Consider the following 11,304-nt stretch of genomic DNA (forward strand, 5'->3'; position numbering starts at 1 on the left):
CCGTGAGGCCTGACCATTTGGAGACAGCATGAGAAACGTCGACGAAGACACCATTACGCAGATCGTAATCTCGCGTCACGCAGAGGCTCCAGATTCGCGGCTCAAACGGATCATGACGGGCATCGTCCAGCATCTCCACGCGTTTGCCCGCGACGTCGAGCTGACCGAGGATGAGTTGTATCAGGGCATACGGTTCCTCACAGACGTCGGCCATATCACCGACGAAAAGCGGCAGGAGTTCATCCTGTTGTCGGATGCGCTGGGCCTGTCGATGTTGGTGACAGCGCTTAACAATCACAAGCCGGCAGGCTGTACGGAGTCGACGGTATTGGGGCCTTTCTTCGTCGCAAACTCGCCGGACTACGAGAACGGCCATGACGTAGCGAACGGCGCGAAGGGGGAGCCGTGTTTCGTGACCGGACGGGTGAGGGGGCTCGCCGGCGAGCCGGTCCCCGATGCGCGCGTCGAAGTCTGGCAGGCCGATTCGGATGGTCTCTATGATGTGCAGTACGACGGGGCGGCCACCCAGGGTCGCGGCACATTGCGCAGCCTTGAGGACGGGTCATTCCACTTCCGTTCGGTCACGGCGGAGTCCTACCCGATTCCGTACGACGGGCCGGTTGGCCGGATGCTGACGGCACTTGGCCGGCATCCGTGGCGGCCCGCGCATTTGCACTTCATGATTGAAGCGCGCGGTTACGAACGGCTCATCACGCATATATTTCGCGCAGGCGATCGATACCTTGACTCCGACGCGGTGTTTGGCGTGCGCTCTTCGCTGATTGCGGACTGGATGCACCACGAACGGGGCAGGGCGCCCGATGGCACCGACAACGACACGCCGTTTAGCACACTCGATTTTACTTTCGTTCTGAACCGCACCAACCCCACGCGGGCCTGATCGCTGTTTGCTATGGATGACGAACATGTCGGATACACTTCGTGCGGATGCACTGGATACGCTATTTCGCAGCGCCCGTTCACAAAATGGCTGGATCGACAAGCCGGTGACCGATGGGCAGTTGCGCGCGCTTTACGATCTGGCCGCATACGGTCCAACGAGCATGAATACTACGCCAGCGCGCTTCCTATTTCTGCGTACGCCCCAAGCGAAGGCGCGCTTGCTTCCGGCGTTGGCACCGGGGAATATTGAAAAAACGCGTGCCGCCCCGGTGTGTGTGATCGTCGCGTACGATCGCCGCTTTCATGATCATCTGCCGGCATTGTTTCCGCATCGTGCCGATGCCCGAGCGATCTTCGAAGGCAAGACGGATCTGATTGAGAGCACGGCGTTTCGCAACGGTACCTTGCAGGGCGCTTACTTGCTCCTTGCTGCACGTGCGCTCGGGCTGGACTGTGGTCCCATGTCAGGCTTCGACGAGCAGAAAGTCAATGACGAGTTCTTTCCCGACGGCAATGTCAAGGTCAATTTCCTTTGCAACATCGGTTATGGGGATCGCGGCAAGCTGTTTGACCGGTTGCCGAGGCTGCCGTTAGAAGTGGCGTGCTCGTTTCTATAACCGCGCCTTTGCGTCATTCATCGAAGGTACCGGATCATGCAGGACTCTTTTGTCTATCAGATGCTACCGACGCGGGTCGTTTTCGGCCGCGGCACGAGCGCGACTCTGCCTTTCGAGGCGGACCGACTCGGCTTGCGCCGCCTGCTGGTGCTGTCCACACCCGACCAGGCCATGCTAGCGGAGCAAGTCGAGCAATTGCTCGGCGGCCGTGCCGCCGGTGCGTTCAATGGCGCCACAATGCACACGCCCATCGATGTGACCGAGCGCGCACTGGAGGTCGTGAAAGCAGGGCGGATCGACGGTATCGTCGCGGCGGGCGGGGGCTCGACCACGGGACTCGGCAAGGCCATCGCGCTGCGCACAGATCTGCCGCAGATCGTGCTTCCGACCACGTACGCGGGCTCCGAAATGACGCCGATCCTCGGCGAGACGCAAGGCGATCGCAAGACTACGCAGCGCAATTCGAAGATCCAGCCCGAGGTGGTGATTTATGACGTGGATCTTACGCTCTCGTTGCCACCGGCGATGTCTGCCCTTTCGGCATTCAATGCGATGGCGCATGCGATGGAGGCACTCTATGCACCTGATACCAATCCGATCGTCACGATGATGGCTGAGGACGGGGTCCGCGCGATTGTCGATTCGTTGCCTCGTGTGCTCAAAGAACCAGACGATCCCGAGGCTCGCGCGTCCCTGCTTTACGGCGCATGGCTTTGCGCATGCTGTCTTGGCGCGACCTCGATGGGGTTGCATCACAAGTTGTGCCATACGCTGGGCGGTTTGTTCGATCTGCCACATGCGAAGACGCATGCCATCGTTTTGCCCTACGCGCTCGCCTACAATGCGCCAATGGTCCCAGAGGTCATGGCTCGTCTCCGCCGTGCAATGGCGGCTGACGATGCTGTCGGCGCGCTGTTGGATCTTGGGCGCGATTGCGGCATTCCACTCGCATTGCGTGACATCGGGATGCCGTACGAAGGGATTGCGCTTGCTGTGAAGCAGGCGCTGAGGAATCCCTATGACAATCCGCGTCCAGTCGAACCGGCTGCCCTGGCCACGTTGCTGACGCATGCCTGGGCGGGGAGTGGCATTTGACCCGTCTCCGATGCGCTCCAACCAGGATAGGAGACCGCGCCAAAGCGGGGGCGAAAACGGGTTGCAGCGAGTATGGCCGATCGGAGGTCTATAGTGGGTCAATGGACTCCGACCCTTCCGATCTGCCTTCAGTCCTCCAGTTGCGAATCAGTCTGCGCGGCGTCAGCCCGCCGGTCTGGCGGCGAGTGCTGATTCCCGGGCAGGTCACGATTTCGCAACTGCATCGTGTGATGCAACTCGCCATGGGTTGGAACGACGAACACCTGCACCGGTTCATCATCCGCGGCTGGCGTTATGGTGGACATCGTGACGGCGCGTTGCAGTTCTTCGACGGCACAGACACCCTGTCGCTGGCGGCGTTTGGCCTGCACGAAGATGAGCGCTTTGCCTACGTGTACGATTTCAACTCGTGGTGGTTGCATGACGTGCGCGTCGAACGTCGAACGTGCAACCTGCGGTCAAGGCCAATACCGCGCTGCGTCGCGGGCGCCGGGGGCTGCCCGCCCGAAGACGCCGGAGGTCCGGAGAGGTACATGAACGCTATGGAGGTTCATGGCGAGCACGAATTTCTCGAGTGGATTGAGACTTTACGCGAAGGCCTGATTGACGTGGACGATCTGCGCATCGAGGCCGACGAATGGTTGATCTGGCTGGATCGGCGTTTCGACCGTCGGGCGGCGGATGAACGCCTGCAGACGCTGGCGCGGTAAGCTGTCCGCCCGAGCGATGTGCCCAGCGGAGGCCGCCATGCAGATCAGCGTGCAGATTGTGGTGCGGACGGACGTCGACGAGCAGCCGAGTGTCAGTGAGATTGCCCACTTCGAACGGGAAGGCTTCGATGCCGGCTCACTCGGCCTGCATCTTGATGAGGCAAAGGCGCTGCTGGGCCAGCTGCAGCGTTCGATGATCGACGCGCAGGCCGCCGAAGCGATCGCCCGGATGAGCGTGTGTCCGGAGTGCAGCTCGCCTCTGACTGTCAAGGGCCACCATCGCCTGGTCTACCGCTCGGTGTTTGGCCGGCTATCGATCGACAGCCCGCGGTACTATCGGTGCCGATGTTCCGGAGCAGGGCGCCGCTCCCTCAGCCCGCTGGCCAGTTGCCTGCGTGAGCGGACGAGTCCCGAGCTGCAGTATCTGCAAGCCAAATTTGCCGCGCTGATGTCCTACGGGCTGACCGTCCGGGTACTGGGCGAGGTGTTACCGCTTGAGCATGTGCTCGCGGCCACCACGATCCGCAGACGCGTCGCAGCACTCGGCCGCCGCCTTGAGAGTTCGAAGGCGACGGTCGCCGTCGAGCAACCACTCTGCGTCGATCTGCCTGCTGGCCGATGCGCTATTCCGAAATACAGTTCAGTACGCGCAGTGGGAATCGACGGCGGATATATCCGGCTGACCGGACACAGCAGCCGGCAGGACGGCTGGTTCGAAGTCATCGTTGGGAAATCACAGCGCAACGACGGTGGCGGACACAGCTTCGCATACGTTCATACACTCGAGCGCGCGCCCGCCGATCGGATGCTGGCGTTTCTCGCCCAGGAGGGTGTCGGTGCGGACCAGCCAGTAACTTTCCTGTCCGACGGCGGCGACACCGTGCGCCACGCCCAGCTCAACTTTGGCGATTGCGGCGAGAGGGTACTCGACTGGTTTCACGTCGCCATGCGGGTGCAGAATCTGGAACAGGTGATCAAGGGGTTGCCGGACCGCGACGAACGGCCGTCCGTCGGCGCGATGATCGATAGGCTGCACAGTGCAAAGTGGCACCTCTGGCACGGCTGCCCTTATCCGGCGCTGCAGCGGCTTGAAAGCCTGGGCTGGGAACTCGCCGCGGTTGGCAGTCCAGAGGAGGCCAGGCTGCTGGCCAGACTGGATGAGTTTATCGGTTACATCGAAAATAACCAAAGCTTTATTGTGAACTACGGAGACCGCTACCGTCACGGCGAGCCGATCACCTCGAGCTTCGTCGAATCGGCGGTCAACCAGGTGGTCAGCAAGCGCTTTGTGAAGCGGCAGCAGATGGCGTGGCGGCCCGCTCTCGCGCATGCCCTTCTGCAGGTGAGGACGGCGGTCCTGAATGAGCAGTTGCGATCACGGTTCGAGCGATGGTATCCGACGCTCGCGCTCAACAATCACGCTCACAATATCGCGGCTTAGTGCCCCCGCTTTGGCGCGGTCTCCTATTTGACACGCAAGTGGCTAGGCCTGCGTCCGAAGCCGCTGGCGATATTTCTGGCGCAGTCACTGGCTCGCGCAATGGGGGCAAAAACTGCATTGATCGTTTCGAGCGAAGCGCACGTTTACTCGAGCTGGCGGTACCTGTTTCGAAAGCGAAGGATCAAGGCCGACTACCGTGCACTGGCGTGGGATTGCGGCGCACGCCGGTCGTAGCGCCAATGGCATGTTCTTCCGATGCCGCATCGCAGGCTGGCGCCTGATGCGGCCGGCAACGACGCCGTACGGCGCAGACGTCACGCGCTGCTGGCGGCGCTGGATGGGCAGATCCGCGATGCAGTGCATGAGTAGGTGGCGAACCTGAAGTGCGGGAATGCCGTCGACAACCCCTGACCTGAAGCCAGTGGAATTACCAAGTTGCCGCGAATATTCGTTTGTGGTCAAATGACCATGTCATTTGATCTGGACATCTGCTCTACCCCCAATTTGGATGACGCCCGTATGGGGTGCTCTCTTCGGTGCAGTGGCAATTCCTGGCGAAAGCCTGGGGGAGGGCGCTCTTGCATTCAATGCCCGAGCGGTTCTCGACGGTTGGTTGAAAGCGCCAGGGTAAGCGACATGAATTTCTGGGGACGGTTCGCGTGGAGGCAATGCGAGGCCGCCCACTAGAGCGATAAGAAAGAACGAGTGTCCAGGTCTTTGGGGATCTCGGACTGAGTACCAATCGAATCGACGCTGCTCGATTTCACCATACAGAGTGAGACAGGATGAACCAGGCGACTGTACCTTCGGCGCTACGCGCCCAACTGCGAGACGGCTCCTTGCTGGAGACGCGTGCCTGGCTTGCGTCGGGATGGGAGGGGGGCACGGATGGTCGTTCGTTTCCCGTATCGAATCCAGCGACGGGTGAAATCCTGGCTCGCGTGGCCAGCCTTGGCGCCTCAGAGATCGAGAAAGCGGTTGCATCGTCGGCGCTTGCACAAGAAGGCTGGCAGAAACGGACCAGTCACGAGCGCGCGAGGATATTGCGCGCGTGGTACGACTTGATAATTGCGAATGCCGACGACCTTGCATTCATTATGACGTCGGAGCAAGGCAAGCCGCTCTCTGAGGCCCGCGGCGAAATCATGTATGCGGCTTCTTTCGTGGATTGGTTTGCCGAAGAAGCGAAGCGTATATACGGCGACGTCATTCCTCACCCGCAAAGTGACAAGCGCATCCTTGTCATTCGTCAGCCGATCGGCGTTTGCGCCGCGATCACGCCGTGGAACTTTCCTGCCGCGATGATCACCCGCAAGGTTGCTCCCGCTCTGGCTGCGGGTTCTTCCATCATTGTTCGCCCAGCAGACCTGACTCCGCTGACGGCGCTTGCGCTTGCCGTGCTGGCTGAGCGAGCCGGAATTCCGGCCGGTGTGTTCCAGGTCGTGTGTGGCCCGTCGCGCGAGATTGGAGCGGTCCTCACGTCTAGTCCGATTGTGCGCAAGCTATCGTTTACCGGTTCAACAGAAGTCGGCCGTCTACTCATGAGCCAATCGTCCGGAACGATCAAGCGACTTTCTCTCGAACTGGGTGGTAACGCACCTTTCATCGTATTCGACGACGCAGATCTCGACGCAGCGATCGAAGGTGCCATGGCGTCGAAATACCGGAATAGCGGTCAGACCTGTGTTTGCGCGAATCGCTTCCTTGTTCAGGCAGGCATTCATGACCGTTTCGTCGACGCGCTCGCCCGGCGAGTTCAGGGGCTCAACGTAGGAAACGGCACGGAACCCGGGGTACAGCAGGGGCCGCTGATTCAGAAGTCGGCCTGTGACCACTTGAGCCAGCTGATTGACGATGCAGTAGCCAAGGGTGCACGAATTGTCACGGGCGGGAAAGGTCATCGGCTTGGCGGAACGTTTTTCGAGCCGACGGTTATTGCCGATGCGACGCCGGCCATGCGTCTCGCGCGCGAGGAGCTCTTCGGACCCGTCGGTCCAGTGTTCCGTTTCGACGACGAGGCAGAGGCGATCGCGATGGCCAACGACACTGAGTACGGACTGGCAGCCTATCTCTATACACGCGACCATGGTCGCATCTGGCGGGTAGGTGAGGCACTCGAGTACGGCATGGTTGGCCTGAATACTGGTGTGATTTCCAACGAGGTCGCGCCGTTCGGCGGGGTAAAGCAATCCGGCTTTGGCAGAGAGGGTTCCCGTTACGGAATCGAGGAATATCTGGAGATCAAGTACATGTGTGCCCAGATCTGACTGCCAACGTCTGCATGAAGGAGATATCAATGAAAATGTCCCCGCAGTCGATGCTTTTCGAAACCGTTCCGTCAATTCTCCAGGAATGGGGCTGTGTGCACCGCTTGGGTCAAGTGATGGCGTCATGGACGGATCGACGCAATGTTCTGATTGTTACCGACGCGGGGCTGCACAAGGCCGGTGTGCTGGAGCCCGCGAAAGTGTCGTTGGTGGCCGGGGGATTCCGTGTAGCAGTTTTTGACGAGGTCGTGGCCGACCCGCCCGAGAGTGTGGTATCGCGCTGCGTCGAGTTCGCGCGCAGTGCAGAGGTAGACGTTGTTATTGGCCTTGGCGGTGGGTCGTCGATGGACATTGCAAAACTGGCCGCCGTTCTCACCGTCTCACAGCAATCGCTGGCAGAAATGTACGGAATTGGCAACGTTCAGGGTGTGCGCCTGCCATTGGTGCAAATCCCTACCACGGCTGGTACCGGGTCCGAGGTCACCAACATCTCCATCGTTTCGGTTAACGAAACAAATAAGATGGGGATCGTCGCACGTCAACTGTATGCCGACAGGGTGATCCTCGACGCCGAACTGACGGTCGGGCTGCCACGCAGTCATACCGCTGCAACAGGCATCGACGCGATGGTCCACGCTATTGAGGCCTATACCAGCAAGCACAAGAAGAATGCTATCTCCGACGCCCTGGCGCGTGAAGCATTGCGATTGCTGGCGAGCAATCTGATCCCGGCTTGTGAAAATGGCCAGGACCAGCGCGCGCGCGAAGCAATGCTGCTGGGGGCTACTCTTGCGGGACAAGCCTTCGCCAACGCACCAGTGGCCGCGGTCCATGCACTTGCGTATCCGCTGGGGGGGCATTTCCATATTCCGCACGGTTTGTCCAATGCATTGATGCTTGCACCAGTGCTGCGCTTCAACGCCGAAGCGGCAGTTTCGCAATACTCGGAATTGGCAGACGTCGTAGGTGCGGCCGGAAAAAGCAACGCGGCAGAAGGCGCAGCCGCGTTCATCGAATTTATGGATGACCTGATGGACCGATCCGGCGCTCCGCGCCGTCTCCGCGACGTGGACGTGCCGCGGTCGAGTCTTCCTACCTTGGCGGCCGATGCCATGAAGCAGCAGCGCTTGCTGTTGAACAATCCCGTTGTTGTCGATGAATCAGACGCATTGCACTTGTATGAACAGGCCTATTGAACCGGGGCAGGCAATTCTGTGATCGCCGTTACGTCAATATAGAGAGCATCATGAATAATGTAGAAACGATTGAGCACCACGAGGTCGTCATTCTGGGCGCCGGCTTCGGCGGCCTCGGAATGGCCGCTCGCATGAAAATCGCGGGCATCGACGACTTTGTCGTCCTGGAGAAGCGTCCCGAGCTCGGCGGTGTCTGGCTTGATAATTCGTATCCCGGCGCAGCATGCGATACCGAGTCGCATCTGTACTGCTACAGCTTCCATCCGCATCTTCGCGTAAGTGCCATGTATGCTGGCAGGAATGAGTTGCTCAATTACTTGAACTCGCTTTCCACACAGTTCAACCTGGCAAAACACTTGCGGTTCAACAGCGAGATTCGTAGTGCTGTATGGGATGTGAGCGCGATACTTTGGCGATTCGAGCTAGCCGATGGTTCGCGCTTGAGCGCTCGTTTCTTCGTGCCGGCTTGGGGGCAGCTCAATCGCCCGATGATTCCCACGATTCGCGGCCTGGCAAGTTTCAAGGGAGACTATTTCCATTCCGCGCAGTGGCGGCATGATGTGAATTTGAGTGGCAAGCGTGTTGCAAGCATTGGTAACGCCGCAAGCGCGGTGCAGTATGTGCCGGAAATCGCGCCGAAGGTCGAGCACCTTGCTGTGTTCCAGCGAAGCGCAAACTGGATCATGCCACGCAATCAGATCGTCTTCTCGATGGAGCAACTCGATACATACGAGCGAGATCCCCATCTCTTTGAGGAAAGCAGGAAATCGTTGCATGCATTCCGTGAAGCAGGGTTCGAGCGCACACGCATCGGTACCAACGCGCAGACAGAAGGCAAGAGTTTGGCTTTGGCGCACCTTCATCGGCAGGTGTCGGACGCGGTACTTCGCGAGCAGCTCACGCCGGATTACGAATACGCCTGCAAGCGAATTCTGCGATCGGATGATTACTATCCAGCTCTTATGCGCGAGAACGTCTCCTTGGAGACGGCGGGCGTAGAGGCTTTTGTCGAGGATGGTATCCAGACCAGGGATGGGCGTGCTCTCCCCTTCGATGTAGTCGTGTTCGGAACGGGATTCGAGAGTCAGGCATTCCAGGGTAGCCTGCAAGTTCGCGGGACGGATTGCACGTTGACGCAGGCATGGGAAGATGGCCCGGAAGCCTATCTTGGCATGACGGTGCCGGGCTTTCCGAACATGTTCATGTTGTATGGGCCGAATACGAATCTGAACCACAACTCCATCGTTTCGATGCTCGAGATCCAGCAAAGCTACATCATCGACGCGATCAGTGGTTTGGCTGAGGCTGGCGTGAGGGCGGTAGACGTCGACAGGAAGGTGTTTGACGAATACAACAACAGGCTACAGTCAGCGATGGCCGGCTCTGCGTTTTCGGCGGGCTGCTCAAGTTGGTACAAGAACGCGAAGGGCAAGGTGATCAACAACTGGGCTGGCACAGTGGACGAATACCGCACTGTGACACGATGGGATCAAAGCGCGTTCGGTGCGATCTGACCGGGGATGCACATGACATCAGTGCACTGGTTGCCGCTGACGGAGGTTTCCGAAGATGCTCGGGACGCTGTTCGGGCGTTCCGCGAGCTGGGCGGAATGCATTACGGTAGCTTTTCCGTAGACCAGTCGCGCGTGAACTTCGTGCGCGCGTGCGAAATGAACGGCATCACAGGTGACGAGCCTGTTGTCTATGAGGATATGCCCGTTCCCGTAGCGGACGGCAGCATTATCGTACGGCTCTATCGTCCGCGCGACGGGGAGGACAACGAGGAAAATCCACTTGTTGTCTTCATTCACGGAGGCGGGTGGGTGATCGGGAGCGTGGACACACACGATGGCATCTGCCGACATCTCGCACGGCATAGCCGATGTCCTGTCGCCTCGGTGGAGTACCGGCGAGCGCCAGAGCACCAGTGGCCAGTCCCGCTCGAAGACTGCGAGCGGGCATTGGACTACCTGATCACCAACGCCCCTGCGCTCTCAATTAACACGTCTCGGGTGGTCCTGGCGGGCGACAGCGCCGGCGGCAATATGGCGACCATTATCGCCAATGCGGCATCGACGGTGGGATCCACAGTCATCGGGCAGATCTTGTTTTATCCGGTGACGGACCTGACGGCGACGCTCCCGTCATATCAGCGCATTCAAGGTGGATTTCCGCTTGTAGCCGAATCGATGTTTTGGTTCCGGGATCACTACGTGCCGGCTGGCGTTCCGTTTGATCTTCCGCGCCTGTCCCCGCTGCTGCATGCCGAAGGTCGGCGACAGCCGCCGATGTTCATTGCAACGATGGGGCTGGACCCGCTATGCGACGAGGGCATAGCCTACGCGTCGTGCGCTGCACGAGCTGGGAGCAATGTCGAGCATCATCATCTTCCTGGGCATCACCATGGCATCGTCACCGCAGCCCGCAATATCGCGGCCGCGAGATATCTACTGGAACGCGCAGTTTCCTTTGTTCGACGGCTTGCCGAAACAAGATAGATTCAATGTTTGATGCTTTAGTCTCCACGAGGGCTCGTGCATACACCCTGACGAGATCGAAGATGTCGTTGTCAAACTTACAAACGACCGAAAAGCATCGAGTTTCTCGACGCCTTACCAAAGAGCAACGTCGGAAAGATCCTCCGGCGAGAGTTGTGGGCCCGAAGAACTAACGTCACCGTCGGGATCGGATGCTATCGGGGTCGCGCCCATCGCGTTTATCCGGTCTTGCACAGAAATGAAGGGACGGGAAACGTCCGCCGTGGGGCAGTCTCGCGAGGTACCTTAGCCCCACTTCGTGTGCTGCGGTAGTCCAGAGTGACTGCCAGTCAGTGGGGGAGGGGGATTGAAGGCGGAAGGAGCGAAATAACGCCTGATGTTGCGTAGTCGGCCATTGCTACATTCGCAACCGATTGTGTAATGGAAAGCCCTTATTCAAATTGTCATTCGACTGCATGAGACTGGGAACACTGGAACTTGGTCAAATGATCATGTCAGAAGTGACCGATCGAACCGAGGTGCGCATGTCGGCTGCTCGCGTGCATGTCAGAGTGCATGCATGGATGACCTGCCTCGG

10 protein-coding genes are annotated in these 11,304 nt (G+C 59.4%); all 10 read left to right on the forward strand.

Annotated features, from left to right (window positions below; translation table 11 throughout):
- Positions 1 to 28 precede the first annotated feature (28 nt).
- The 10 genes from M3I56_RS18420 to M3I56_RS18460 all read left to right on the forward strand — a co-directional run bounded on the left by M3I56_RS18420 (position 29) and on the right by M3I56_RS18460 (position 10,727).
- Positions 29 to 901 carry an intradiol ring-cleavage dioxygenase gene (locus M3I56_RS18420; protein WP_254355202.1) on the forward strand — a complete coding sequence of 291 codons (873 nt, stop codon included), beginning with the start codon at positions 29 to 31 and terminating at the stop codon, positions 899 to 901.
- Between the two features lie 25 nt (positions 902 to 926).
- Positions 927 to 1,520 (forward strand): malonic semialdehyde reductase, encoded by a 594-nt coding sequence (locus tag M3I56_RS18425; RefSeq protein ID WP_254355203.1) that lies wholly within the window; start codon positions 927 to 929, stop codon positions 1,518 to 1,520.
- Between the two features lie 36 nt (positions 1,521 to 1,556).
- Positions 1,557 to 2,615, forward strand: a complete 1,059-nt coding sequence (locus tag M3I56_RS18430) for a maleylacetate reductase (RefSeq protein WP_254355204.1) — start codon at positions 1,557 to 1,559, stop codon at positions 2,613 to 2,615.
- A gap of 101 nt (positions 2,616 to 2,716) precedes the next feature.
- A complete protein-coding gene (locus M3I56_RS18435) occupies positions 2,717 to 3,325 on the forward strand; it encodes a plasmid pRiA4b ORF-3 family protein (RefSeq protein WP_254355205.1) in 609 nt (202 codons plus the stop codon).
- Between the two features lie 37 nt (positions 3,326 to 3,362).
- Positions 3,363 to 4,766, forward strand: a complete 1,404-nt coding sequence (locus tag M3I56_RS18440; RefSeq protein ID WP_254355206.1) for an ISKra4 family transposase — start codon at positions 3,363 to 3,365, stop codon at positions 4,764 to 4,766.
- Between the two features lie 27 nt (positions 4,767 to 4,793).
- Complete coding sequence (locus tag M3I56_RS41650) at positions 4,794 to 5,000, forward strand: DUF535 family protein (protein ID WP_375541746.1); 207 nt, start codon at positions 4,794 to 4,796, stop codon at positions 4,998 to 5,000.
- Between the two features lie 551 nt (positions 5,001 to 5,551).
- Positions 5,552 to 7,033: an NAD-dependent succinate-semialdehyde dehydrogenase gene (locus M3I56_RS18445; RefSeq protein ID WP_254355207.1), complete on the forward strand. Its 1,482-nt coding sequence runs from the start codon at positions 5,552 to 5,554 to the stop codon at positions 7,031 to 7,033.
- Positions 7,034 to 7,062: 29 nt separating this feature from the next.
- A complete protein-coding gene (locus M3I56_RS18450; protein WP_375541747.1) occupies positions 7,063 to 8,229 on the forward strand; it encodes an iron-containing alcohol dehydrogenase in 1,167 nt (388 codons plus the stop codon).
- Positions 8,230 to 8,279: 50 nt separating this feature from the next.
- Positions 8,280 to 9,743 (forward strand): NAD(P)/FAD-dependent oxidoreductase, encoded by a 1,464-nt coding sequence (locus M3I56_RS18455; RefSeq protein ID WP_254355208.1) that lies wholly within the window; start codon positions 8,280 to 8,282, stop codon positions 9,741 to 9,743.
- A 12-nt stretch (positions 9,744 to 9,755) separates the two neighbouring features.
- Positions 9,756 to 10,727 carry an alpha/beta hydrolase gene (locus M3I56_RS18460; protein WP_254355209.1) on the forward strand — a complete coding sequence of 324 codons (972 nt, stop codon included), beginning with the start codon at positions 9,756 to 9,758 and terminating at the stop codon, positions 10,725 to 10,727.
- Positions 10,728 to 11,304: the final 577 nt, after the last annotated feature.

This window comes from Paraburkholderia sp. CNPSo 3281 (assembly GCF_024206515.1).
In the GTDB taxonomy this organism is placed as follows: domain Bacteria; phylum Pseudomonadota; class Gammaproteobacteria; order Burkholderiales; family Burkholderiaceae; genus Paraburkholderia; species Paraburkholderia nodosa.

What these genes read in the sequence shown, in the direction of transcription:
- M3I56_RS18420 (WP_254355202.1), top strand. Translation starts at nt 29, where the DNA reads ATGAGAAACGTCGACGAAGACACCATTACGCAGATCGTAATCTCGCGT.
- M3I56_RS18425 (WP_254355203.1), top strand. Translation starts at nt 927, where the DNA reads ATGTCGGATACACTTCGTGCGGATGCACTGGATACGCTATTTCGCAGC.
- M3I56_RS18430 (WP_254355204.1), top strand. Translation starts at nt 1,557, where the DNA reads ATGCAGGACTCTTTTGTCTATCAGATGCTACCGACGCGGGTCGTTTTC.
- M3I56_RS18435 (WP_254355205.1), top strand. Translation starts at nt 2,717, where the DNA reads ATGGACTCCGACCCTTCCGATCTGCCTTCAGTCCTCCAGTTGCGAATC.
- M3I56_RS18440 (WP_254355206.1), top strand. Translation starts at nt 3,363, where the DNA reads ATGCAGATCAGCGTGCAGATTGTGGTGCGGACGGACGTCGACGAGCAG.
- M3I56_RS18445 (WP_254355207.1), top strand. Translation starts at nt 5,552, where the DNA reads ATGAACCAGGCGACTGTACCTTCGGCGCTACGCGCCCAACTGCGAGAC.
- M3I56_RS18450 (WP_375541747.1), top strand. Translation starts at nt 7,063, where the DNA reads ATGAAAATGTCCCCGCAGTCGATGCTTTTCGAAACCGTTCCGTCAATT.
- M3I56_RS18455 (WP_254355208.1), top strand. Translation starts at nt 8,280, where the DNA reads ATGAATAATGTAGAAACGATTGAGCACCACGAGGTCGTCATTCTGGGC.
- M3I56_RS18460 (WP_254355209.1), top strand. Translation starts at nt 9,756, where the DNA reads ATGACATCAGTGCACTGGTTGCCGCTGACGGAGGTTTCCGAAGATGCT.